A 25,002-nucleotide genomic window follows, 5' to 3' on the forward strand; every position below is an offset into this window, starting at 1 on the left:
CCGAGCCGGCGGTGCTACGACCAGCCCTCCGCGCCTGGACTGAACGGAACAGGCCCGCCGCGCGCGAAAACGGGCATGAACACACCCCGGACGGCTATGCCGGTCCGGCCTTCAGCGGCCACGGCTTTTCGTGGCCAGTGAACGCACCGGCGATAGCCGGTTGCAGCCGTTGACCTCAGCCATCAGACGCTAGCCGTCAGGCACGAACCCGCCTGCGGGTTCGGCGGAGCTTAGCGGCTTTGCCGCTTAGCGGAGTGAGGCTTGACGACTGCCCGCCAGGGCAGGAGCCGAAGGGGGCCATGCCCGGGACCCTGATGTTGAGGTTTAGTCAGTAAAGGCAGTAATCGGACAATGATCTGCACAACCGGCACCGGCATACAGACAACTCTCAGACAGCGGACATCTGTTGCAGGCTACAGAGAACGCGTAAGGGGAGAACCGGTGCGTCAGCACCGGGTTTTGCCTGGCCCGCAGGGCCTGCAGGGTTTGCGCCCTGCTCGGCACGGATTCTGCGGCCGTTTCACGACTGAAATTTTCATCGGCGCAGAGAAGCAGCCCGCAAAATTACTGTCCGCCAGTGCTGGCTGAAGGCCCGGGATTTTCTGTCCCGGGCCCCCATTTACCTCAGCTCATTGATTCAATCTGATCGCCCCCTTCAATGATCTCTGTCTCATCCGGACGAAAGCCGGGATGCATGTAGCGTTTGAGTGCATCAGCAACTTCAGGGCTGTCCTGCCAGACGGCATGAACGCCGGTCAGATCCAGCATGGCGGCCTGGCGGCGTAACTGGCGAGCGGTTTCATAGTTGTCCCAGCCGGATTCAAGGGCTGCCTGACTTAGCAGTTCTGCTTTCTGTGCGGCAATACGCTCTGACGCAGCAGGATCGGCTTCCGGCACTGACCATTCCAGCGTGCGGGCATTACCCCGCAGCACGACCCGGTTTGCCAGGTCAGTGATGACAGCAATTTCAGGTGAAAAGCCGATCGGCCCCATATCGCGCCCGAAATCCTCATCCCAGTAATCCTCGCCGGTGTCACGCATTTTCCAGTCGCCCGTCTGGTCAGCCGTAACCAGCAACTCCATCGCCTCCTGGATGGTATCAGCCCGGCCCAGGCAGACTTCCCTTTCCTGCCAGTACGTGCCGAAATTCTGATCATCTTCGTGGAATTCCATGCGGCCACATACGGTGACGCCAAAAGGGCGGGCGCTCTCGATATATGACTGACGCACAGCCTCCCGGCGTTCCGGAGCATCAGCCTGCAGCCATGCCAGGTCCAGCCCTTTCCACGCTTCAGGATACAGTCCGATGGCCAGCGACCGGACGGACGACGCCAGCTCATACCCGGACGGCGTGACAATATCTCCCATGGCGATCATCGTGGTGACAAACTCAGCCGCGTACTGCAGGTCATCGAAGAGGTCTTCAGCTTCAACACCCAGCGCCTTCATGGCGCGGTGCTTCATCAGATCGCCTTCCAGCTTCGCCAGGCTTAACCGGCGGTTTGTGCGCACGGACAGGTGCACGTCGAAGTTTTGTTTTACCCATGTTTCGGTAGATTCAGAAGCGGCGGTTTTGACGTTGTGGGTGTTCATGCTGGTTCTCCTCTGTCGGTTGCTGTTGACCATGTTTCGGTGAGTTCATCGCGGCAGAGGGCAAAGGAGCAACGGCAGACGGGCGAACGCGGGGGCGTCACCGGAGGCCGCAGCGCAAGCGAGCCGGCCTTATGGCGAGTGCGAACGGGCGAGGAACGGCGAAGCGAACCCTTGCGGGCGAACGGATGACGGTGCTACGACCAGCCCTCCGCGGGGAACCACCGGAACAGAACAGCCGCACGGAAATGAAATGAGCATGAACACCTCCGGCACGGCGGAACGGCGTGACGCCTTTAAAGGGCGCAGCGCGCCCGGTGAACGCACCGGCGACAGCCGGTTGCAGCCGTTGACCTCAGCCATCAGACTCTAGCCGTCAGGCACGAACCCGCCTGCGGGTTCGGCGGAGCTTAGCGGCTTGCCGCTTAGCGGAGTGAGGCTTGACGACTGCCCGCAGGGCAGGAGCCGAAGGGGGCCATGTCCTGGCAGTAGCAGTAGCAGTAGCAGAATCAGCCCGGAGAGCAGAAACGGCAGGCTATCAGCAGGAGACGGGGCTGTCGTGTGAATGCGGACAGGTGAAAGGGGATAGCCGGTGCGTCAGCACCGGGTTTAACCTGCCCCGCAGGGGCTGGCGCTCTGGCAGTCAGCGCGGGGCAAAAGGGCAGCTTACGCTGCCTCTGGTTCCCTGCTGTTTTATCCGTGACCTACATTGCCCTGATAAAAGCCAGCATCGCTTTGATCCGGCGCTGGCTTTTGAGACGTTCTTCAAAATCATTGAGATAGTAAGCCGGTGTATAGCGCACCCGGTTAAACTCCAGCGTCAGCGTATTACCGGTGACAACCTCGGCTGCTATGCCGAGCAGCGAAAGCTGTATAAACGCCATATCCGCCGCGACAGGATCGATATCAATGCAACTGACGAACATCTGAACGGAAGGGTTTAACCCGGCTTCAATCAGGTACTCGGCGTAAGCGATAACCATTCCCCCGGCTCCGCAGGTCGGCTCTGACAGGGTAAACATCCCTTCCCGCCGGATGGTATCAATCACGCCTGGCATCATCAGGCGGGCCATCATTGACTGAACGCTGTAAGGCGTAAAATACTGCCCCCGGCGATCGTCGCCCAGCTCCAGCTCCATAAATACAGCGCCCAGAAAATCATGAAACTGAGCCTGAAGCGCACATACCATCAGCGCGAACAGTTCATGCATATTACGCATGTCGGCGGCGCTGTAGCGTTCGCTGATTTTCCGGCAGCGTTCAATGCTTTCCGGCGTTCTGATCCGGGCTATATCCAGCCCACTGGCTGCCAGGATAATAAAATCGCTGAACACCTCCCAGCGGCGCAGGTTATACCCGGTCTGCCGGAAGACGCTGATAAACTGTTTTCTGGCGGCGGCAAGGCTGAACACTGGCGCGGAAACCGCAGGCAGTCTTACAGGCAGTGCCGGTACAGGACGCTGAACAGCCGGTGCCGCGTCCTGTGCCTGGTCAAAAAATTCCGAAAAACTTATCTGAGACATCACTCTGTTCCTCTAACAGCCGCCCCGATCGGGGGCGGCTTTTCACATCACGCGAGGCCGAGTCCGGCATAAACCAGCGTCATAAACTGCTGCCAGTGCTCCAGGCGAATAGCCGGAACGCGCGCGCGTTTCCCTTTGCGAAGGGCATTTACAAATGCCTGTGCGTGTGACACGATTTGCGGGTCGAATTGCATGGGTTTATCTCCGTTAAGTTTGATAGCGCCGGAACGGTCGTTGGTAGCGTGGTTCCGGCGGTGAATGAGCAGGCTTATGCCTGCTTTTTTCATTTCTGGTTCAGTTCAAATGCCTCCTTAACGCTCGCTATGATTTGGGCGTGCCTCATGTGGGTGTAATTACGCAGGCGGAAGTAACGCACACCGATACGGGCATAAATGTCCGTTACCTCGCCGCAGTACATTTCTGCAAACATGAACGATTCACTGTCTCCGTTTTCACTGCACTCCCAGTTCAGCGGATAGAGCGTCCCCAGCGCATCGTGAAAGCGGTGTACGTCGATCTCCGCTGGCGCTTTTACCGCCGCCGCTTCGCGACTGAGCCAGTAATTCCGCGCTTCTTCGGCGTAACCGCCTGCGCTGATAAGACCATCGGCAAAGCGCAGATCTGAGCCGTTGATGTTTTGCCCTTCAGCCCAGGTTTCGGTGGTTTTGGTTGCGGCGGTTTTGACGTTCTGTGTGTTCATGCTGGTTCTCCTCTGATGGTTGCTAAAACCTTGTTTCGGTTGGTATGGCGCGGCGAAGGGCATAAGTAGCAACGGCAGGCGGGCGAACGCAGGGGCGTCACCGCAGGCCGCAGCGCAAGCGAGCCGGCCTTATGGCGAGTGCGAACGGGCGAGGAACGGCGAAGCGGACCCTTGCGGGCGAACGGATGACGGTGCTACGACCAGCCCTCCGCTCCGTACCAGCCGGAAAAGGGTGTCAGCGCAGGGGTGAGCATGAACACATTCGTCACGACGGAACGGCGTGACGCCCGAAAAGGGCGCAGCGCGCCCGGTTGAAGCACCGGCGACAGCCGATTGCAGCCTTTGACCTCAGCCATCAGGCCCTATGTCCGAAACCCGAAGGGGTTCGGCGGAGCTTACCGGCAAAGCCGGTTAGCGCAGTAGGACTGACGACCCGGCAACGCCGGGGAGCCGAAGGGGGCCATGACTCCGTGCCGTTTTCAGTTCAGTGCTGTAATCGCCCTGGCTCATACCGCCACCGCCCTGAACATCAGCTTGTTTGGTACCATCCAGCATTCCAGCTCCTGCGTCATCGCGGTCGATTCTTCTGACAGTAACCGGGCCTCTGCTCCCAGTTTCCACAAAGGCTGACCTTCCATTTCCCAGCGATCCAGAGATTTCAGTGAAGGGAATCTCTCACTCCACCGATAAAACAAGATCTCCAGCTCTGTATGATGCAGTTGCGAGTCAGACCAGCGTGATATCCAGCTGCTGACACTGGCTGGCGTGTGGAATGCGAGGTCAATCTCAGCCTGCCCTTTTACCGCCTGATGAGTCCGCGTTTTCTCCTCTTGCTCCCGGCGGAACTGGCGGGAATACTTCTCATCGCGCAGCGCCGTTTTTCGCCGCTGCCGCTCTGCGCCCTGAAACCGCCATCCCGGAAACAGATCGTGAACGTCATAACTGCTCAACGGATGCGGGCAGTCCTCACCGGCACTGGCAATCATCCGGTCAATCGCTGCCAGCCATGACTGTCTGTTACCCCTGAATTCGGCCTCAGGCATCGAGGGACGGAAAAAGCGGATTTCTTTCAGGGTTACCCGCCTGCTGCCCCTGAGCAGGCGGAAAAAGGCGTGTGCATACGGATAGTCTGCACAGTACACGTTACGTTCATGCCTGTTTTCAACGAAGGCGATGGCCTGCATCGCTGCACGGCGTGCAGGTGAAAGCGGAACCAGTGAACGGCTGACCGGGATCATGCGAACTCTCCTTCTGCCAGATATTCCGCCATGCCGGCTGCGCAGTGTTCCAGCAGGGATGCCTGTGCCGCTGCAGCGATCAGGTCGCTGATGCGCTGCGGGTCGAACGGCGTCAGCCTGAGCACCTCGCGCACGCAGTTACCCTCAGCTGACATGAGTACAATCAGCCACTCCCCGGACACGTCTCCCGGACTGCAAACGCAGAGACTAAAAGCCTCTCCGGGCGGCGTGTAGCGCAGCTGCACCGGAAAGAAGCCGCCAAATTCGGCTCGGTATTCCCCGTTGACATTCCAGCCTGCTGGCACGTGCAGCAGCTGCGCGACGGCACAGGTCAGAATATGGCGATCGTTCTCTCCTCTTTCGCGCCACTCCTCAAATTCGCAGGGGTGCATTCCGGTCAGCACGGTCAGATTCAGAGCATTGTTATTTTTCATGTTTATCTCCATGCCGCCCCGAAGGGCGGCGCTCCTTATCAGGCCGCGTGAGCGGGATCGTTGTTGTCAGTGTCGCTGTCAGCCTCAGCAGATCCGGCCCCGCCGGTCGTTTCAGGCTCCGGCCCTTTCATCCAGGCTGGCACCCAGCGCGTATCCCGCATTTTTCCCTCAGCCAGTTCAGCAGCATCCCCCTTCTTCATTTTCGCCGCGTCAGCAGCCGCGCCTGTAAACCCGGCCTCAGTCAGTGCATCGATAATCTGTGTATGCTTCAGGTCAGCGAAGAAATTCGCCTTTGTCGGTTGCCACCAGTCACGCATGTGGAAGCCAATGGCGTTTTCCAGTGAGTCCAGGCGGCTATCAGAGGTGCGCTGATATTCACGCGTCTGTACCCCGTCAACCGAACAGGCGACACAGAACGCCATCAGTGACATAAGCGTTTCACCGCTCAGATTGAAAAAGGCAGTGAAGTCTTTTTTCCACTCAGGCGGCAGCAGGGCTGCCAGACGGGCCTTTTCCTGCATCAGGGCAGTAAAGCCCGGGCCTTTGTCACCGGACGGGGCATTCTGCGTCAGGCTGTAGTGCGGTACGGTTACGCGGATGCCAAACGGGTTGCCATAATGTGAGCCGGAGGTGAATACGTCAGTGCAAAGCTGCCAGACCAGAAGGGAAACGGCCTTTTTCTGCTGCTGCATCAGCGCAGCCTGCACGGCAAGGGTGCGTTCAGAGGACATTTTGGTGAGCAGCGGCAGACTGATACCCTCAGCCGCATCCGGCTTTTTATCCATCCAAATCGGGCTGACTTCAGGGGCGGCAGACTGTGCGCCCTGCTCTGTTTCGCTGCTTTCTTCATCCTGCAGATCGGCAACCCGCACAACACCGCGCTGCACACAGAGTTCACCGTATTTATCGAACCCGGCCACCACGCCCGACATGGCGCGGATTTCCGGGGTCCAGGCGCGGATCAGCGCAGCTTTTTCGATAATGTCAATTTCATCACTGGCGGCGCTGTAGCCCTCGTCGTCGGCGCTTTGCGCACATTCGTCGGCCTTCTGATACAGATCATCGATGCGGCTTTCTTCATCACCGATGTACACAGGCTCTGGCTCGTCAGTCAGCTGATACGTCAGTGCATCCCTGTGCGGGTAAAGCGAACTCAGCTGGCCCATGCTCCATTTCCAGCCTTCGCTTTCCTGAATGTCCTGCGCCATTGCGGTCAGCTTCTGCACGGTCAGAATTTCCAGCAGCACCGAGTCAGCCGTTCCCTCACCCTCCTGCTGACTGAAGAGGTCTTCACGCACGACACCGCCTGCTGCCTCATACGCCTCACGACCTACGAAAAGAAAGCGCTTATCAGTGATCGAGATTTCTTTATCGGTAATGAGTTTTCGCAGCATGGTGACCGGCAGGTTAGGCCAGGAAGCTTTCACCTCTTCGTAGATACGCACCTGACGGGCCTGATCGTCTTCAAGGCAGAGCGTCTGGCACTGCTCAACAGTCAGCTGATCGTCTGCCAGCAGCTTAAGCAGTGATGGTGCAAGGTTTGCGAGTTTCAGCATGCGCTGAACATGGCGGGTGCTGTAGCCCATTTCGGCACCAATCTGCTCGGGGGTTTTACCCTGATAAGCGAGGGTAACGAAGCTGGCAATCTGTTCTGCAGCATGCATATCGCTGCGCTGCGCATTCTCGATGTAGGAAACCAGTACGGCCATCTCTGCGGAGACGCGCTTGAAAGGCACCGGGTAATCGGGGGTCAGAAACTGCTGTGAAAGCAGCAGATTCAGGGCGGTAAGGCGTTTGCCTCCTGCGGCCACCGCCAGTTCGCCGTCCGGCAGTTCATGGGCGACCAGATTCTGTAACAGGCCGACCGACTTAATGGTTGCCGCCATGCTTTCAACGCTTTCAGCTGAATAGGGGATGGTGCGGACATTAAGCAGCGACATCACAAACGCTGACAGGGGCGCGTGTTCAACCGGCGCGGCTTCAAGCGCCGCTTTTACTGCCGCCTGATCGGCCCCGGTCACTTTTGCGGTGCTGGTTTTCTTTGCTGCTTTTGATTTAGACTCTGTTACTGACATCGTTAGTTCCTCATTGGATTAATGGCTGTCACGCCCTGCGGAGTGACTGCTCCGCAGGGCACCTTTTAACTGCTTACTGCGCTTTGCGAATACCGTAATCACCGATATAACGGTTCAGCCAGTAACCCGCATTTGATTCAAAATTCCATGCCCGCCAGACCAAATCGCCGTCCCTGCGCACGACAAGGCGAAAATGCGTACCCTGATCGTCTTCGATAGCAACATTGGTGTACTGCGCGGCGACTGCCGTCGCCTGCTCACGCGTATAGGTGTCATCCGGTAAGCGCACAACTGCTGGCTGTTCCACTGAAATCTCCTGATTGTGTTTGCCCTTAAAACCCTCACCCGTTGAGTTGCCGGGGCCGCGGTCTTGACGTTTTGCGGGGAACTGCTGCTTTCTCCCCAGGTTGTAACCTTCACCCGTTTGAGAGCCGTTCGCCGCAAAGGGCGTAACGAGCACGGGCCGGTGCAGATGTCCGGGAGCGAGCGGAAAAATTTTTGGCCACATAAAAAATTTTCCGGCGAGAGGCTTCAGCCGTCCCTGGACAGCCAGGCGGTTTGTGCTTGTCTCAGCCCCGGCGAAAGGACTCAGACGGGCGAAACAACCCATGAGGAAAGCAGGAACCCGCCGCAACGGTGTGACGCGCGGGCGCGAAACAGCGTTGCCCCTTACATCCCGCCGTGTGTGGTGGCGGGATGCAGGGAGCGCCGTTTACGGCGAGACTGAGCGGCGCAGCCGGAACGGCTGCTGCGAGCGGAAGGTGTTGCGTCAGGATGGAAACCCGTTGCCCCGGAACGGGGCCGGGCAGAGACGGTTTGCCGGCTCTGTGCGAAGCATGACAGCCGACAGGACGCCCGGTGAGACAAAGAACTGTCTGCAAGTAACGGGTGAAACCAGAAGCACTGCGTGCAAACTATGCGGAAAAGTCCTGAAAAAATGGCAGTGAAAGCCGGTTTGATGAATCACGTAATCAAAGGCGGAGCGGTGGCTGCGCCGTCAGGCGCAGGTCCTGCCGCCCCGCCGCCGCAGGCGAAGGTTTTTCGGCGGGCTGACAGGCGGCCGGAACCGCCTGAATCTTTCGGCTGACCTCTACCCCCTCTGCAAAATAAAATGGCTGCCGAGATAAACAGCACTCTGACAGGTCATGAAATAACAAATTTCGTCTACGATCTCTTCCGTTCTTAGCTCTCTCTGGCCACTGCTACGGCGGCGGTCGTTAATCACGGCTTTATACTGGCGAAGGATGTCGCGGGTTTGCGGTGTCAGTTTCATTTTTTCTCCTTTACGGCAGGGCTATACCCTGCCGGCGTCATCAGTTGCTGAATACAAAGCCGTCGTGCAGCACATACCCGCTGCTGAACAGGTCACGGGCATAGGCCTCATAGTCGAAATAAAAGCGCAGCGGCTCCGGTACGTCATTCAGCAGGCCGCTATCTTCAATCTGCTCATATGCATAATCTTCCTCACTTTCCGCCCTCCCCCTGTACGCATCATCAAACGCGTCGAAATCGCACCCGCCGGAATAATCCGCCCAGGCAACAAAGGCGTCTTCCCTGCCCTCTTTTTTCGCCCGCTTCCACGCCGCGATGAAATCCCAGTCGATAAACGATTCAGACACGAATTTAGACGGAATACCCTCCCAGTCCTGAAACATAAATTCAGGATCTTCTTCAGAGGCGTGGAGTTCGCGACACGCGTCGTGAAACGCGTTCTTTTCCTCAAAGTCTGTGAGATCAAACCACTTCCCGAAAATGCTGCCGCAGTTGTATTTATGGTAAGTACCGACGTATACCGCTGGTCCGCTAAATGTCATAAGAAATCCTCCACAGTCAAAGTAATCACAGTTCCGGCCTGTGCCGTGCCTGCATGACAGCCCGGCGGACAGCGGAGTGTTCAGGAGCGACGCCGCAGGCCGCAGCGCAAGCGATCGGAGGCGGAATTACGCACGGCGGTGACGCGAAGAATGAGCGGAAGCGCGACGGAGAGAGTGCGAACGGGCGAGGACGGCGAGCGCAGCGATCTCTTGAACACGCAGCGGCCGGGCTAAAGTGAAGGCACGGCACTGGCCGTTACGCGCAAGGAGCCTTATCGTCCGCACGCCGCCGGCGTGCATAAACGGCGGAGCGCGGCGACATCATTATTCATTGGGCGGGTAAATTCCGGGCCGATCTGCCCGGACGGAACGGTTTATGCTGCGCGTGCCGGGCGCATTGCGCTTAATCTGCGTAACCCTGCCGCGTGGTACTCTTCGAGCAGCTCGATGCCTATCCATCGACGGCCGGATTCTTCTGCCGCGACACAGGTTGAGCCGCTGCCTGCAAAGGGATCAAGCACAATGGCGCGCGGCCGCGTGAATGATTCAATGAGCGGGCGGAGAATACTGACCGGCTTTTCGGTCGGATGATGACGGTTTCCCGTGTACTGCCAGGGTATAACATCGGATAACGGCTGTGCCGGCAGCTCGGGACGGCCTTTGGCCAGCAGATACGCATTTTCGTGCTGATAGCCCACGAACGCGGATTTGGACGAATAGGGTTTGGTAAATACAAGGTGCCCGACCACACGGAAGCCGGCCGCTTTCCATGCCGGCATAAATACATCCACGCGGTTCCAGCCGTAAAAGCTTACGGCCAGACTGTCATTTTTCAGTACCCGGTACATTTCGCGGCTTGCCGGCAGCACCCACTCGTCCGTTTTATCGTTGGCAATTGAGCGCCCTGACCGATCCTTAAACCCGACCAGGTATGGCGGATCGGTCAGGATAAAATCCACAGCACAGGAGGGGAAACCGGCCATTACTGTGGTGGAATCGCCCAGGATAAAACGTGACATATGCAGCTCCTCATCTGATGGAGGCGCCGGAAGTGGCGCCGTGGCCATCACACAGACGGGCGCAAAGCGTGACGGACACGGGCGGCAGCGGAAGCCGCACGCGCCGCCGGGGCGGGCTGAATGCCCCGCGCCCGGAGGGGAACGGGTGAGCATGCAGGCGTAGCGTTACCCTTGACCGGCGCGCAGCCCGGCTACAGTGAGGACACGGCGGGGATTTCAATCGTGTACGCCCGGAGAGCGGACACGGTAAAAGCTGAGCGCAGCGAAAACCTTATTGAGTGTGCATAACGACGTCCGGCCTCATCTAAGTGGGCCGATTTGGCCGACAATGATTTTACCGAATGCCCGGAGAAGGGCGTAAAAAAACCGCCTTGCGGCGACTTGTCTGATTTATGCCTTAAATCCATACCGCAAAGAATATTGCTACCCCTGAAAACATAAGTGCTACTTTAATAGCCGTACGTGCCTGCTGTTCTTTCGCAGCGATGCTAGCTTTCAGGTTGGTTTCCATATCCGTTTCTGGAGATGCTGATGGATCATCAATCCACAACTTGTCACGGAGCAGCTCTTCCGTAAGCCTTATATCGTTTTTAATGAAAAGTAAATAAATCCACAAAATCACAGCGATTATTATCGGGATTGCTATGCGGATATTTTCAAACATAGTTGCAGCCTGATCCATAGACTTTCCTTTTTTGTCTTCGGAACACAGGTGAGTGCTTTCAGTGCCCATCTCGGGCAGCATCTGCAGCCCGCCCGGGGAACAATTAACGCGGGTCGATCAGATCGACCACCATGGACAGTATCTCGTCCATAATGTGTGGCTCAACCGTGGCGGCATAGCTCGCCCTGCGCGCCGCCAGATCAAGTGAGCGCAGCTGATAGCATAATGCCACGCCGGTAACCTTGCCGGTGTCCGTGCTGTTACCGTCCAGGTAGACGGTTACACCCTTCGAGCGTGATGCGCCGCCACCACTTGTCACCGGCACGCAGACAGCCGTTCCGAGTGCCGCGACCAGCTCCCGCGGCGAAATAACCAGGTAGTAATGCGGTCCCTTAAACTCGCGACCTTCCACCGGATCACCATTAACATGCCAGATTTCGCCCTTCTGCGGCACCCTTCTTGAAACCATCAGATAAGCTCCCTGCCCTGCGGCGCATCTCTCAGGCCGTCAGCTGTTTCTTCGTTGTAGCTCTGGATTTCCTCCTGCTCGATACCAGCCAGCAACTGCGAAACGGTCCGTCGACCGCGAGGCACTCGCGCGACAGGTGCTATGTTTACGGTTTCGCCCTCTGCAGTCACGTCAAGCTCGATGCCGACCGTCCAGCCAGCCCTTACTGCAATCTCGCTCGGGATAGTCAGCACGACTGCCCCGCCCTGCTGACGAAGTCTTGTTGATGCCATAGTTCCTCCGGAGTGTCACTTAGTTACACATACTTTATCACAGAGTGACACTAAGTCACACTTTAAGCTGTTATTTATTCCTCTTTCTTTACCGTCAGGAGCACAAAACTGTCGCGTGATCGTCATGCTCATGACCAGTTGCGGTACTGCCCGGAGTAAAACAGGCCAAGCCACACATCTTTCTGCCCTGAACGTGCAACCGTAACGCTCGCCGCAGGCGCGGCTGAGGCGTACCGCAGCGTAGCGAGGAACGAACAGCAGCGCCGAGGAAGCGTAATGGCATCGGTAGCCAACATGATCTGCGTTCACTCCACTCCCGGCATTTAGCCCCCTGAAGGCCCCTCCGGGCCGGCTTATTTGATGCTGCAGGTTCTCCCGCCCGCATCTTTACAGCGGGCGACTGGTAAAATTGCCGCAGCCAGATTACTGTATATAAAAACAGTTATAATTTTCAGGCATACCTATGAGCGCTTCTTTCACAATACAGTTAGCGGCTGATGAGCCGCAGGAAATGTCACTACCACTCTTTCTTGAGCGGGTCCCGGCTGGTTTCCCTTCCCCTGCTCAGGACTATGTTGAGTCAGAACTCAACCTGCACCAGTACTGCGTAAGACATCCTGCAGCAACATTTTTTCTCCGGGCCTCCGGAAGCAGTATGGCCAGCGCCGGCATGAAGGATGGCGACCTGCTGGTAATCGATCGTGCAGTCACGCCTGACCATGGTGACATCATTGTGGCCACAGCTGATGGTGAGTTTATTGTCCGGCAGCTGCAGCTGCGGCCCCGCCTTGCGCTGCGATCGCTCAATCCTCCCCATCAGGCCATTTATGTTAACCCGGACGAGCTTGATGTCTTTGGCGTAGTCACCCATTTCATTCATAGCACCCGGGGAAAATGATGTTTGCCCTGGCTGACGTGAACAGCTTCTATGCCTCCTGCGAACAGGTTTTCCGCCCGGATCTTAAAGGGCAGCCTGTGGTAGTTGCTTCAAATAATGATGGTTGCGTTATCGCCAGAAACAAAGAGGCTAAGGCGCTGGGTATAAAAATGGGAGAGCCCTGGTTCAAACTGCGTGAAAGAGGATTTTCAAGTAAGGTTCATTGTTTTTCAAGTAATTACGCGCTCTAGTAAGTTAAGTGGAATGCAACATTGACTGGGTAAACTTTGAGTAGCAATGCTGCTGTCAGAGGTAAACACAATGATGATTCCACCAAATGAGGACGTTCTGGTACTGGCGGAGCGCTGGCTGAAACTGCTGTCCGACCTGGGCAGGGCTCAGGCCACACTCTCCGCCTACCGCAGTGCCCTCAGCCATTATTTTGCGTTCTGCAGCCAGAACAGCATTGAACCTGAAAAGGCCCGGTTTGAAGACCTGGCCGCCTACATCAGCCCTCAGCTACCCGGCATGCCTTTTCCCGCGGCCAGCGCCACGCTCCAGCTGCGCCTTTCTGCGATCCGTCTCTGGTATGACTTTCTGGTTTATCAGGATATCTGCAGTCTCAACCCGTTACCCCGTTCGGGTTTGCCGGGGAGCGCTTATACGGGACGCGGTCTGGTTCCCCGTATCACACGTCTGCCCGTTATTCCTGATGATGAGCAATGGCTCAGATTCCTGATGCATGTCTCTGCCGCCTCCCTGCGTGACAGATTGATGCTAGCCCTGGCGTATTACGGTGCGCTTCGTCGCGCAGAAGTAGCCTCCCTCATGCTTGAAGATATTGATCCTGCTCATCGTCTGATTCGTGTTCGCGCCGAAACGACGAAAAACAGGCGGGAAAGGATAGTCTGCTACAGTTCCGCCGTAACACCGGTGCTGGCAAATCATTTCCGGCAGTTACGGCTCGCGGGTTACCGAGAAGGTGCATTGTTTCGCTCGGCTTCTGATCGTAACCACGGTGCCCCCCTGTCTTTCTGGAACTGGAGTAAAACCGTCCGGAAATGGGCACTTGATGCCGGCCTTCCACAAATCACCACACATACCTTCCGCCATCTTCGTCTGACGCACCTGGCACGCTTTGGATGGAAACTCCATGAACTAGCCGCATACGCAGGACACCGCGATCCGCGTACTACCCAGATTTACATCCATCTTTCAGGTTCTGATTTGGCTGGTCGGATGGCCGCTGCAGTAGCTGAAATTGATCGAAAAGTTGCCGGCCTTATTTTTCAGACGGAGACTCGCTGATGAAAGAAGAAGTAATCATTTGTACTTATAGCCCCTTTGAACGTACAGATTATCAGCTGAATGATGTGCTCACTGCTGAAGAACGGGCAGCGCTAAGTACAGGCCATCGCAGATCAGCCGCTCTCGAACAGCCGGATTCTTTGTCATTGTTACTGATGCCTTTGCAGGATATTGCCACTCGCAGTGGAACCAGTGACAGGCTGATCAGAATCATAATTCTTTCCGTTCTGGCAGAAACACACCGGACAGGGAAACCCTGCTGGCAGTGGCCGCAGGAAAAATGGATCTCTCTGTTACAGCAGCATGAATCAGGCAGGCCGCTGCTTGCCGCTTTTGCCTTTCATCTTGGCCCATTTTCTTCTCCGTTCAGTTTGCCGCATCAGGGCACGCCGTCGCTGTATGCCCGAGCCATTTTTGGACAGAACATTTTCAGTCAGGAGCTCAGCCGTCTGACTGAAGTTCTGGTTTCGCTTGGTTATAAAAGTCAGAACCAGAAAAATGCTCTGTCAGCCATACTCGGCGTACTGATGCTGATTAATAACAATCCTCAACTTGAAAGCTTTACGATCGATCTGCTGTGGCGGGCGCAGAATTATCACGACCGGGGAATAGCAAAAACAGCTGGCAGGGTTTCACACGCACTTGCCGCAATGGGCATCATAAAAAATTCTGTGCGTATGCGGAATTATAAAGAATGGCATGAAAAACCCACGCAAGGTATCGCGGCAGACTGGGTCAGGTGGTGCCGGAAATGGAGGGATACGTCAGTGCTTCGCCCCCGATCGCGGGAGAACCAGTACAGTTTTATTCTCCGCTGTGGGCTGTGGCTTGCCCGTGAATATCCGGATATCCACGAACCGGCCGACTGGACAATGGAAACCTGTGCCAGCTTTATTGCGGCAGTTGGACGAATGAAGGTGGGCGAGCTGTCACTGGGCACTGAAGGAGGTGCCCGGCAATCTGCCCGGATAGGTGAGCCCTTGCTGCCGAATTCCCGTAGTGGATTTGTTTATGCGGTTCTCCGTTTCATGATCGATTATGAAAACTGGGGCTGGGGGCGACTGAAATTCAGTCCGGCACGACATCTCTCTACGCCTGGCACTCCACTGTTCCGTCAGAGTGTAAATCCCCGCGTCATTGATGATCCGGTCTGGCTGAAGCTGATCTGGGCAAGCCTCAATCTGCGCCATGAAGATCTCCTGAGTGACATTCACTATCCTCTGTCCATGTTGCAGGCGATGGCCGTTATCTGGACACATGCCGGGCTGCGCCAGAACGAGTTAATGCGTCTTACTGCTGGCTGCATCACTCTGCAGGTGGATGATATCAGGCGGGAGGATGGCAACATCATTCCGGCAGGAACGCTTTGCTACCTCAGCGTACCGGCAGGAAAAACGTCTAAAGCCTTTGTAAAACCTATCTCTGCCGTCGTGAAAAAGTACGTTGATATCTGGCTCAGCGAACGTCCACAGGAACAGGCAGCTCTTACGGATGAGCGTACCGGTGAAAAAGTCCGCTTCCTGTTTCAGTTTCGGGGCAAACCTGTCGGCAGGGATGTCATAAACCGGACTGTCATCCCGGTTCTCTGTGCCAGAGCGGGTGTGCCTGCGCAAGACAGCCGGGGGCCAATTACCAGCCATCGGGGGCGCGCTTCAGCAGTTACAGCCCTGGCCAGTGTTCCACAGGGCATGACTTTGTATGAGCTGATGCAGTGGTCAGGTCATTCTACGCCTCAGTCCACCATGCATTATATTCGTATACGTCCTACCCAGCTGGCTGCGTCTTTTGTGAAGGCGGACCGGGTGGCGCATATGATGAGCGTGCTAATCGATCATGATCCGGAGGCTGTCAGCCTGACCGGACCGGCAACCTATTACGATTTAGGGGATTCTTTCTGTACGAACCCATTCTGGAGCAGCTGCCCTCACCGTATGGCCTGTATCGGGTGCGATTTTAACCTACCTAAAGAAAGCGCCAGAGGCCTGCTGCTGGAAAGTAAGGCTTCAGTGAAGCGTTATCTGGAGGAAGTTCCTCTGACTGCTGACGAGCAAGAAATTGTCGTTAACGATATGGAAAAACTGGATTATGCATTGAAAAAACAGTAAGGCACCCTGTTTCGCCCCGGAGAAGCATTTTGCCTGAATGGACCCGGGGCGAAGGTTCAGACAGGTTATATTACTTTCTCATTAAAGATTCCCAGAGGTCCTCCGCCAGAAACCTGCTTTACGTTAACAGACCCCAAAGCGGAAGATGATTATTTTTTCAGCCACGTTTCCATATGCTCAATTTCACCTTTTTGCGCTTTGATAATGTCCTCTGCCATCTTCTTCATTTCCGGATCTTTCCCGTATTTCAGTTCCGTTTCGGCCATGGCAATAGCCCCTTTGTGGTGCTCAATCATGCCCCTGGCAAACGCTCTGTCAGCATCCTGCTCCTTCATGGCATTCATCATGCCGCTGTGCATCTTTTGCATACCAGACATGTACTCTTTTGAAGCCGGGGACATATTCATATCCTGGGACATCTTTGAGTCCGGCTGCTGTGCTATAACGGCAGCCGGCAGGGCAAAAATCAGTGAAGCAAAAACAAATTGCGTTTTTTTCATAACGTCACTCCTTCATGTATTGGATTCAGACTTCAGATTTTCCCGATATCCTTTAATGTGCCGGGAAACCTATTACTGATACTAAGGCAGTACAAGACCATGAAAATTGCCGACCTGCCGGTAAAACGTTAAAACACCTCCCGGGGAGCCGGCATCATTGCCGTGAACGTAATTACATTATCGTTCATGGAAACCTGCAGATCGCCCTCATGAGCCAGTAAAACAGAACGGGTGATGGACAGCCCCAGTCCGGCACCGTCCGTATTATGCTGACGGGAAGCGTCGCCCCGGTAAAAGCGGTCAAAAAGCCGGTTCAGACTATCCCGGTTGATATTTTCTGTGGGGTTAGAGATATGTATAAAAACCCTGCCGGCGTGGTGTTCAGCCAGCACATTAATAGCTGATCCCGGTAATGAATATTTTATGGCGTTAGTTATCAGATTACTCATTGCACGACGCAGCATCAGGCGATCGCCTCTGACAACTGCCTCCCCCTGCAGAGAAAGCGTTTTACCGCTGTCACCGGCAAGCGGTTCAAAAAAATCGAGGAGTTCTTCCAGCTCTGCGTTTAACGAAACGTCCTGTTTCTCCAGAGGCATCAGCCCGTTTTCAGATTTAGCCAGGAAAAGCATATCACTGCTCATTCTGGCGAGCCGGCTCAGCTCTTCCAGATTTGAAAAAAGTACCTCACGGTAACTTTCGGCATCACGTTCACGGGACAGCGCAACCTGAGTCTGCATCATCAGATTACTGACAGGGGTACGCAGTTCATGCGCGATATCCGAAGAGAACTCAGACAGACGACAGAATGAATCTTCCAGCCGTTCAAGCATGCTGTTAAATTCAGCTACTGTTACCTTTAGTTCGGCTGGCAGATTATGGCCAGGGAGACGTTTGCTCAGGCTGTTAATCGTAATTGCTGAGGCAAGCCGGTTTATTTCATTCAGAGGCCTGAGTCCCATCCGGGTGACGAGCCATCCCAGAAAAACGGAGATAAATATCAGGGCGACATTAAACCAGACCAGCCATCTTTTAAGCTGACCGATAAACTCATCATGAAGGCTGGTATCATAGGCGGCCGTAATCAGTACATCGTTTAGTTTTCCTGCGCTCTTAGCATTAATTTTTCTGACCATAACGTTATAACGCCAGCTATCTTCCTCTACCGTCTGCATAATACCCGGACGGGTAGCTTCGTCGCTAAAGCGCTCATAAGGCACCAAAAAACCGGGTGATGAATAGTCGGCCAGCATCTGGTTATCGGTTGTTTTAACGGAAAGATAAAGTCCGCTGTGACCAACCATGGCATCCGAAAGCTTTCGTGCAAGCGATGCGCTGTCGAGCTTTCCGGCGTGCACCTCGCCCTCAAGAAGCTCTGTGGCAAGTTCAAGCTTTCCGGTCAGCAATGTGGCATCCTGATGACGAAAATAACTGCTGAGGGCGGCTACAAGCAGCACACTCGAAAGAAGCCAGACGGACATCATCACGCCGGCAAAGATTATGCTCAGTCGTGATGTCAGGGACCAGTTACGCTTCACTCTTCCCGTATCTCCAGCACATATCCGATACCCCGTACCGTGTGAATAAGCTTTGGTGTAAAGTCATCATCCACCTTACTGCGAAGTCGTCTGACGGCCACATCAATCACATTGGTATCGCTTTCAAAATTGATATTCCAGACCAGAGATGAAAGCAGGCTCCTTGGCAGCACCTCTCCGGTCCGCTGTAACAGTAGCTCAAGCAGCACAAATTCTTTAGCAGACAAGTGTATCTTTTTGCCGGAACGGCTCACACTCCGGCGGGTGACATCCATAACCAAATCAGCAATGCGGTGCGTACCGGACGTTTGCGTACGGTTGCGTCTGAGCAGGGTGCGGATACGCGCCAGGAGCTCGGCAAAATCAAAGGGTTTGAGCAGATAGTCATCCGCGCCAAGATCGAGACCTTTAATCTTTTCACTGACGTTATCCCGGGCAGTCAGAAACAGCACGGGCTCTTCGTGCCGGGCCATACGCATCTGCTGAAGAATATCCCAGCCGTCCATTGAGGGCAGCATTACATCCAGAATAATGAGATCATAATGCTGTCGCAGGATATGCTCCAGTCCCTGACGCCCGTCGTTTACAAGGGTTACATCATATCCCGCTTCCAGAAGCCCCTGTTTCAGGTAGGTACCGGTTTTCAGTTCATCCTCAACGATCAGCATAGTGGTCATGGGCAGCTTTCCTGCAGGCTACGGTTAGTCGTTATTCCATACCGGTACCCGGCGATAGCGTGCCCAGCCAGGCGACGGTTGCCAGTATCAGTACCGAAACAGTAAATTCCGTGATAATGCTTTTACGCATCAGGTAAATACCCATCTTATATTGGCCCTGAAGCAGGGCCGTTTCCAGTCGCGGTGTAAGCCGGAAGCGATTGGCGGCGGCCAGCAGCAGCATAAGAAAAAACAGAACAGTTTTTACCAGCAGCAGCAGACCATAGTCACTGCCCGGTAGGGTACTCAGAGGCTTTTCAACGATAAATACGAAGTTAACTACGGCGGTGATGACAATGCTCAGCACAATGATCGTGCCGGCACGGGCAAAACCCGACAACGCTGCGGCCAGCTGGCTGGCATAGACAGCCTTTTCAGCCTTTTTGATGCATAAGAGCAGAGTAAAAGCCGCCAGTGCACCGATCCAGGCCCCGGCCGCTGTCAGATGAATGATATCGCTCAGAAGATGAAGATAGTAGCTGATGCCGTCATTCATTGCCGCATGCCCGCCCCATGCCAGTGTAGCAAGTGCTATACCGCCGGACAGGGTAAGCACATAACGTGACAGCCCGACATGCCTGAGCCGCAGGCCAAGCCCGATAAACGCCATGACCAGTGCAGCGAAGCGGATAACCCAGCTCATGCCCACTGCAGTTTCCCCGACAACCATCTCCATAATATGGAGAGTCAGTTCGCCGGGATCACTGACGCCACTCATGGCCTGAGCGACAAGCAGCATATTTGCAAGGGACAAAACCATGCCAGCAGAGATGAGCGTAAAAAAGAACGACCAGACGCTGAACAACGATACCGATTTCTTCAATACTCCCTTTACCCCATAAATTTCGAATAAAGGCAGGCCAAAAAGAAGCATAAGATCAAGGTAAAGAAAAAAACGGATGATAATAAAAGTCTGATCGTTCATGGTATTACTTCACGCTGAAACTGTAGTTGCCGGTCCGGGGGTGAGTATCAGAAGATACCGCCCGCCATTCCACTTTATAGGTTCCTGCAGGCAGAGTTTTTGCCGGTGTGATAATCATCGTTTTCGGATCGCTGCCCGCTGAGACTTTAGCCGCAACCGGCATTGGCGCATGAGAAGACATGCCCGGCATGGCGGTCATTACAAGACGGGCACCGGAAAATTTCGTTACCAGATTTTCGGTGAAATGCAGTTCCAGTTTAGACGGTGCCGTTATCTGAGACTTATCAGCAGGGACAGCAGACGCCAGTTCCGGATGCGCCTGTGCAGCAAAAGCCGCGCCAGAAGCAATTAAAGCGAAGAAATATTTGGCAGATGAATGTTTCATAATAATACCTGTTTTGTTTGAATTAACTGCATCAGAACCACATGCGAGCCCCGAGGAGGAAGCGCACTTCATTATCTTTTTCACCTTCACGGGCAGCCATATCAGCAGTATTGCCATAGAGCTGGCTCCACGAAACCCCCACGTAAGGTGCAAATTCTCTTTTCACTTCATAGCGAAGGCGAAGAGCAAGTTCGGTACTGGAAAGGCCTTTACCGGTTTCCCGTGCCTCATCATCTTTCCCGTAAATATTCGCCTCAAAGGAAGGTTGCAGGATCAGGCGATTGGTCAGCAGCACATCGTATTCGGCTTCCAGCCTGAGCGCTGTCCGTCCCTGCTCGCCGGCAAACGCAGTCAGCTCACTTTCAAAGTTGTACAACGCCATGCCCTGAAAACCAGCAGCCAGCCAGGTTTGCGGTTTTCCGGGCCTGAAATCCTGCCGGGCACCGGCAACCACGTCCCACCAGGGTGTCAGAGCATGTCCCCATAAAGCCTGAACTTCTGCGGATTCGGCTTTACCTCGGGTGGTTTCACCTTCGCTACGTAACCAGAGTCGATTGATATCCCCGCCAGCCCAGCCGCTTACATCCCAGCTGAAGCCACCCGGATCGTTGTTTTTTTGCCATTCAAGCTGATCGGCAAGCACAAAGTAATTTATGCTGTTGTCATGAACCTTATGCCCATGTACGTCCGGGAATGCTGCCTTACGGTCCGCCTCCGTAACCGGCGGAATGGGTGTACGGCTTTCTGCTGGCGCCGCGGGCTGCATGGATTCCATACCCTCCATACCGGATGTCCCAGGCGTCATTCCTTCCATAGACGCATGATCCATTCCCTGCATAGCAGAATGGTCCATGCCTGACATATCATGCTGTTGTAAATTGTCAGATGGTCCCGTAGGTGCTGCAAACGCGGGCATCACGATCGCTCCGGCAAACGCAGTGCAGGCCAGCAAACCTGCAGCGGAACGTGAAAAATACTTTGTCATATCATTCCATCCTGAAACTGACATTATCGCTACCTCACTCTGTAACCCGGACTTCACGAAACATGCCGGTTTCCATATGGAAAAGAAGATGACAGTGATAAGCCCACCGCCCGAGTGCATCGGCAGTCACCCGATAGCTTCGGCGGGTACCCGGAGGCATATCGATAGTGTGTTTGCGTACCAGGAAATTACCGTCCTCATCCTCCAGATCGCTCCACATACCATGCAGGTGAATGGGGTGCGTCATCATCGTGTCGTTAACCAGCACCACACGCACGCGTTCGCCATATCGCAACGTAACCGGTTCTGAATCGGAGAATTTAATACCGTTGAATGACCAGGCGAATTTTTCCATATGTCCGGTGAGATGTAGCTCGATGGTACGCGATGGCTCACGCCCGTCCGGATCGTCAAATGTGCTTTTCAGATCGGCATACGTAAGGACTTTTCTGCCGTTATTGCGCAGACCAATGCCCGGGTCACTTAATTTAGGCGCCGGCATCATGGCCTGCATATCAACCAGAGGATTGTCTGTTTCAGATGCAGGATGTTTCTGCATGTCCCCCATGCCACTCATACTGCCGTGATCCATCCCGGCCATGGCGCTATGGTCCATTTCCGGCATACTTTCTGCTGCTCCGGAGACACCAGAGCCATCCATAGCCTGCATAGCATTACCATCCATGCCCGTCATGGTGTCGTTATTCATGCTCTGCATCTGGCTGTGATCCATATCGCCCATGCTGCCATGATCCATGCCGCCCATACCCATATCGTCCATAGTCAGCCAGGGGCGAGGATCGGGAGCCGGTACCGGAGCATAAAGCCCTTCACGGACAGCCAGCGTGCCGCGAGCGTAGCCGCTTCTGTCCATAGACTGCGCGAAAATAGTGTAGGCATCTTCAGCCGGCTCCACGATTACATCGTAAGTTTCGGCCACAGCGATGCGGAACTCGTCAACAGCAACAGGCGTGACATACTGGCCATCAGCCGCCACGACCGTCATTTTCAGCCCCGGAATGCGCACATCAAAGTAGGTCATGGCGGAACCGTTAATGAAACGCAGGCGTACCTTCTCGCCTTTACGGAACAGCCCTGTCCAGTTTTTTCCAGGGCCCTGCCCGTTCATGAGATAGGTATATGTGGCACCACTGACGTCAGCCAGATCCGTCGGATTCATCTTCATTTCCGCCCACATTTTCCGATCGGACAACGTACTGCCTAGACCTTTTTCCCTGGCGTCACGGAAAAAGTCAGAAACGGTAGGTTTCGCAAAGTTGTAATAATCGGACTGCTTTTTCAGTTTGGCGAGAATGTCTGATGCTTTTTCATCAGACCAGTCGGTAAGCATGACTATGTGTTCGCTGTCCCAGACAAACGGTTCTGGTTCAGCTGCATCAATAATAATCGGGCCATAGACACCTTCCTGCTCCTGCAGGCCGGAATGGCTGTGATACCAGTATGTACCGTTCTGCTTTATCTTAAAGGAGTAAACATAGGTATCGTCCGGCTCAATACCATGAAAACTCAGTCCCGGTACGCCATCCATATTCGCCGGCAGAAGAATGCCATGCCAGTGAATTGATGTCGGTTCAGAAAGGCGATTTTTAACTCTTAATGTAACGGTATCGCCTTCTTTCCAGCGCAACAGAGGGCCTGGCAGGCCGGCATTAATGGTTTTTGCATACCGGGTTTTACCGGTGATATTTAGCGGCGTCTCGCCAATAAACAGATCAAAGTCTGTGCCGGTAAGTGTGCGGGACTGCATCAGGCTTACCGCCGAGAATGCATCGAATGTTCGCAGGCCCAGTCCGCCCACAATGCCAGCGGCAGTGATCCCTTTAATGAAATTACGTCGTGAACTTTTAAGCTGCATGACTGAACTCCGGCAATTTCTGTTATCCCGGGAGAATGGCTCTCTCCGCTCCGGAAGCACAAGCCGTGCTTACCGTTCAGGATGAAAAATTTTTTGTTACCGGAAAGCTACCACAGCTACAGACTTTGTGTGATTACAATTGTGTAATGTTGGAACGCACTGTTTATAAATTACATTTCTGTCATTTTTCGCCGTAACGTTTTTTCTTCTGTACGATGAACATCACTAAGGCCACAGGTAAACTCGGCCGGTAATTGTTTATTCTTATTTTACATTCAACGTTAAGGACTGCCACCATGAAAAAAGTAAAGCTTATCCCTCTTGTGATCCTGATTTCCGCTTCGTCTGCATGGGCACAGCAGCATCCTGAAACAGCACTAGATAACACTGATAACCGTGTTTCTGTCTCTGCGATGAATGAGCATGAACGTGCCATTCTTGCGCATGAGAGCATGGATAATGCAAACTCAGCTGCGCATCAGAGCATTATCGATATGCACCGTAAAATGATGCTGGAAGAGAAATAACGGATAGTATGTGGACAGAAAATTCGCCCGGAGTTTTCTGTTCTTCTTTGCCACTGCATCCGGGATGTGTTGTGTATTACCCTCATCATTAATGTATTCCCGGTAAATCTTCTTTCAGGCTGATTTCAGCCGGCCCGCTGAATGTGGCGGGCTACTTTTTTATATTTTAAACATTCTGTTTAACGTAACCCCCAGTTTGCTCAACGTGCATTAAGGTGTAACTATAGTTCCCTTTTTTCACCCGGTTCAGGTCTTGTCTGCCAGCTAATCGCCCTAACCTGCACTGCAATCTGCGATTTATCTTCAGGTTATGCCTGAAAGGCCTCATGTTGAAACGGTAGAAAGCATCACAATGAATATACAACCGCTTACAGGATATCATCAGAGCCTATAGATTTTGTAAGTCAGTTTTTTACATTTCATGTCGTATACGCCGCTATTATGTATAATGAAAAACTCTAAACCGTTCAGAAAGGTGTGCTCTTGCTTTAGCCGTGAATATTTAAAATAATTGCCAGAGGAATTGATTAATGTGATTTGGCATCACTCAAAAAAAAAGCGACATTAAGCAAATTATTTATTGAGAAACATCACACTCAGCCATGTAAAAATACTAAGCTGGTTGAAACAGCTTCAACAGAACTCCTCGCCATTAGTTCAAAGCGATAACATCTTCAATTGCAGCAGGAAAATAAAAATTAAATCTTATAAAAAAGATGTTTATTTTTTGTAAGCGTTGCAAAAAAGCCCCATATAGGGGCTTTTTTGAATAAAGGGATCGTATCTTTAAGGTAAGTATATCTACATCTGCAAAAACATTAAGGACTGATATAGCAACCCGCTTCCGTCAGTTTTACTTCATACCGCGATGTATTGCAGCCATTGACTGGTGTGCTTCTGACTGGCCGTTACTCATATTTTCGTGGACAACGGCGGCCCTTTCATGTTCATCCATTTCTGCAAAAGATGGCGCGGTACTTGATTTCATGTCGGCCATATCATCTGACATTTTCTGATGGTTCTTCGCCATTTTCTGATGGGCATCAGAAGCACCATTTTTCATGGAATTATGAACATTAAGGGCCTGTTCATGCTGATCCATACTCTTCATTTGTAATACTTCCCCCCTGACAGATTCAGGAACGGATGAAAACTGTTGCTGATGCGCTGCCGCCTGGGCATTATTAACATGCTCATGAATGTTGATAATTCCATCCGCCCAGGCTGAAGGAATTAAGCTAAGTCCGACAGAGGAAGCGAAGATTAAACTTTTCATAATAAGTTTCCCGTTGATAATGGAATAAATAACGGACTGTCAAAGATGTCATCAACTAAAGAACTTACAAGCCAGACTGATTTCATCTTAAAAAAGATAATATGCGTAACTCAGTGCCTGCGATTTCTGCTGATATTGATCCATAAAGACTGTTCCGCCTGCTTAGTGAGGACGATTCTACCAGCT

26 protein-coding genes and 1 pseudogene are annotated in these 25,002 nt (G+C 53.7%); 5 read left to right on the forward strand and 22 right to left on the reverse strand.

Features of this window, described 5'->3' with window-relative positions:
• Positions 1–624 precede the first annotated feature (624 nt).
• From FHW04_RS19125 to FHW04_RS19190, 14 genes are all read right to left on the reverse strand, one after another.
• Positions 625–1,593, reverse strand: a complete 969-nt coding sequence (locus FHW04_RS19125; protein WP_089562085.1) for a hypothetical protein — start codon at positions 1,591–1,593, stop codon at positions 625–627.
• A gap of 701 nt (positions 1,594–2,294) precedes the next feature.
• On the reverse strand, positions 2,295–3,113 hold the full coding sequence (locus tag FHW04_RS19130; RefSeq protein WP_089562084.1) for an N-6 DNA methylase: 819 nt from the start codon (positions 3,111–3,113) through the stop codon (positions 2,295–2,297).
• Positions 3,114–3,160: 47 nt separating this feature from the next.
• The gene (locus FHW04_RS19135; protein ID WP_033766153.1) at positions 3,161–3,307 is read right to left on the reverse strand and encodes a hypothetical protein; all 147 of its coding nucleotides are present in this window, start codon (positions 3,305–3,307) and stop codon (positions 3,161–3,163) included.
• Positions 3,308–3,396: 89 nt separating this feature from the next.
• On the reverse strand, positions 3,397–3,813 hold the full coding sequence (locus tag FHW04_RS19140; protein WP_314919930.1) for a hypothetical protein: 417 nt from the start codon (positions 3,811–3,813) through the stop codon (positions 3,397–3,399).
• 506 nt (positions 3,814–4,319) lie between these two features.
• Positions 4,320–5,051 carry a plasmid SOS inhibition protein A gene (locus FHW04_RS19145; RefSeq protein WP_089562083.1) on the reverse strand — a complete coding sequence of 244 codons (732 nt, stop codon included), beginning with the start codon at positions 5,049–5,051 and terminating at the stop codon, positions 4,320–4,322.
• Entirely contained in the window at positions 5,048–5,485 is a 438-nt protein-coding gene (psiB, locus tag FHW04_RS19150; RefSeq protein WP_158215719.1) for a conjugation system SOS inhibitor PsiB, read from the reverse strand. Before psiB ends, FHW04_RS19145 begins: the two co-directional genes overlap by 4 nt.
• Positions 5,486–5,523: 38 nt before the next feature.
• A complete protein-coding gene (locus tag FHW04_RS19155; protein WP_089562081.1) occupies positions 5,524–7,560 on the reverse strand; it encodes a ParB/RepB/Spo0J family partition protein in 2,037 nt (678 codons plus the stop codon).
• 73 nt (positions 7,561–7,633) lie between these two features.
• Positions 7,634–7,867, reverse strand: coding sequence for a DUF905 domain-containing protein (locus tag FHW04_RS19160; RefSeq protein WP_094106453.1), 234 nt, complete (start codon positions 7,865–7,867; stop codon positions 7,634–7,636).
• A gap of 783 nt (positions 7,868–8,650) precedes the next feature.
• Positions 8,651–8,833 (reverse strand): hypothetical protein, encoded by a 183-nt coding sequence (locus FHW04_RS19165; RefSeq protein ID WP_089562080.1) that lies wholly within the window; start codon positions 8,831–8,833, stop codon positions 8,651–8,653.
• 40 nt (positions 8,834–8,873) lie between these two features.
• The gene (locus FHW04_RS19170; protein WP_089562079.1) at positions 8,874–9,374 is read right to left on the reverse strand and encodes an antirestriction protein ArdA; all 501 of its coding nucleotides are present in this window, start codon (positions 9,372–9,374) and stop codon (positions 8,874–8,876) included.
• A gap of 374 nt (positions 9,375–9,748) precedes the next feature.
• Positions 9,749–10,393 (reverse strand): DNA methyltransferase, encoded by a 645-nt coding sequence (locus FHW04_RS19175; RefSeq protein ID WP_089562078.1) that lies wholly within the window; start codon positions 10,391–10,393, stop codon positions 9,749–9,751.
• A gap of 397 nt (positions 10,394–10,790) precedes the next feature.
• On the reverse strand, positions 10,791–11,075 hold the full coding sequence (locus FHW04_RS19180; protein WP_089562077.1) for a hypothetical protein: 285 nt from the start codon (positions 11,073–11,075) through the stop codon (positions 10,791–10,793).
• Between the two features lie 85 nt (positions 11,076–11,160).
• Positions 11,161–11,526 (reverse strand): type II toxin-antitoxin system PemK/MazF family toxin, encoded by a 366-nt coding sequence (locus tag FHW04_RS19185; RefSeq protein ID WP_089562076.1) that lies wholly within the window; start codon positions 11,524–11,526, stop codon positions 11,161–11,163.
• On the reverse strand, positions 11,526–11,798 hold the full coding sequence (locus FHW04_RS19190; RefSeq protein ID WP_089562075.1) for an antitoxin: 273 nt from the start codon (positions 11,796–11,798) through the stop codon (positions 11,526–11,528). Before FHW04_RS19190 ends, FHW04_RS19185 begins: the two co-directional genes overlap by 1 nt.
• 463 nt (positions 11,799–12,261) lie before the next feature.
• Between FHW04_RS19190 and umuD the strand changes: the two genes are divergently transcribed.
• The 4 genes and pseudogenes from umuD to FHW04_RS19210 all read left to right on the forward strand — a co-directional run bounded on the left by umuD (position 12,262) and on the right by FHW04_RS19210 (position 16,088).
• The gene (gene umuD, locus FHW04_RS19195) at positions 12,262–12,696 is read left to right on the forward strand and encodes a translesion error-prone DNA polymerase V autoproteolytic subunit (RefSeq protein WP_089562074.1); all 435 of its coding nucleotides are present in this window, start codon (positions 12,262–12,264) and stop codon (positions 12,694–12,696) included.
• Positions 12,696–12,923 (forward strand): annotated as a pseudogene (locus tag FHW04_RS19200) (DNA polymerase V subunit UmuC); the annotation flags it as partial. The gene umuD and the pseudogene FHW04_RS19200, both read left to right, overlap by 1 nt.
• A 73-nt stretch (positions 12,924–12,996) precedes the next feature.
• Entirely contained in the window at positions 12,997–13,983 is a 987-nt protein-coding gene (locus FHW04_RS19205) for a tyrosine-type recombinase/integrase (RefSeq protein ID WP_064740974.1), read from the forward strand.
• On the forward strand, positions 13,983–16,088 hold the full coding sequence (locus FHW04_RS19210; RefSeq protein WP_089562072.1) for a tyrosine-type recombinase/integrase: 2,106 nt from the start codon (positions 13,983–13,985) through the stop codon (positions 16,086–16,088). The genes FHW04_RS19205 and FHW04_RS19210 overlap by 1 nt, the downstream gene beginning before the upstream one ends.
• Before the next feature lie 149 nt (positions 16,089–16,237).
• Here the strand turns inward: FHW04_RS19210 and copM are convergent, their stop codons facing one another.
• From copM to FHW04_RS19245, 7 genes are all read right to left on the reverse strand, one after another.
• Positions 16,238–16,588, reverse strand: a complete 351-nt coding sequence (copM, locus tag FHW04_RS19215; RefSeq protein WP_039389835.1) for a CopM family metallochaperone — start codon at positions 16,586–16,588, stop codon at positions 16,238–16,240.
• A gap of 128 nt (positions 16,589–16,716) precedes the next feature.
• Entirely contained in the window at positions 16,717–18,126 is a 1,410-nt protein-coding gene (locus FHW04_RS19220; RefSeq protein ID WP_089562071.1) for a heavy metal sensor histidine kinase, read from the reverse strand.
• Entirely contained in the window at positions 18,123–18,803 is a 681-nt protein-coding gene (locus tag FHW04_RS19225) for a heavy metal response regulator transcription factor (RefSeq protein ID WP_039389839.1), read from the reverse strand. The genes FHW04_RS19220 and FHW04_RS19225 overlap by 4 nt, the downstream gene beginning before the upstream one ends.
• A gap of 31 nt (positions 18,804–18,834) precedes the next feature.
• Positions 18,835–19,767: a copper homeostasis membrane protein CopD gene (gene copD, locus FHW04_RS19230; RefSeq protein ID WP_061716749.1), complete on the reverse strand. Its 933-nt coding sequence runs from the start codon at positions 19,765–19,767 to the stop codon at positions 18,835–18,837.
• A 4-nt stretch (positions 19,768–19,771) separates the two neighbouring features.
• On the reverse strand, positions 19,772–20,152 hold the full coding sequence (gene copC / locus FHW04_RS19235; RefSeq protein ID WP_039389843.1) for a copper homeostasis periplasmic binding protein CopC: 381 nt from the start codon (positions 20,150–20,152) through the stop codon (positions 19,772–19,774).
• A 31-nt stretch (positions 20,153–20,183) separates the two neighbouring features.
• Positions 20,184–21,068 carry a copper resistance protein B gene (locus FHW04_RS19240; protein WP_089562158.1) on the reverse strand — a complete coding sequence of 295 codons (885 nt, stop codon included), beginning with the start codon at positions 21,066–21,068 and terminating at the stop codon, positions 20,184–20,186.
• Positions 21,069–21,171: 103 nt separating this feature from the next.
• Positions 21,172–23,013, reverse strand: coding sequence for a copper resistance system multicopper oxidase (locus tag FHW04_RS19245; RefSeq protein WP_039389849.1), 1,842 nt, complete (start codon positions 23,011–23,013; stop codon positions 21,172–21,174).
• A gap of 296 nt (positions 23,014–23,309) precedes the next feature.
• Here FHW04_RS19245 and FHW04_RS19250 point away from each other — a divergent pair, with 296 nt between their 5' ends.
• Entirely contained in the window at positions 23,310–23,540 is a 231-nt protein-coding gene (locus FHW04_RS19250; RefSeq protein WP_039389851.1) for a hypothetical protein, read from the forward strand.
• A gap of 853 nt (positions 23,541–24,393) precedes the next feature.
• Here FHW04_RS19250 and FHW04_RS19255 read toward each other — a convergent pair.
• A complete protein-coding gene (locus tag FHW04_RS19255) occupies positions 24,394–24,816 on the reverse strand; it encodes a copper-binding protein (protein WP_089562070.1) in 423 nt (140 codons plus the stop codon).
• Between the last annotated feature and the right edge of the window lie 186 nt (positions 24,817–25,002).

This window comes from Pantoea sp. AN62 (genome assembly GCF_050432985.1).
GTDB lineage: Bacteria > Pseudomonadota > Gammaproteobacteria > Enterobacterales > Enterobacteriaceae > Pantoea > Pantoea brenneri.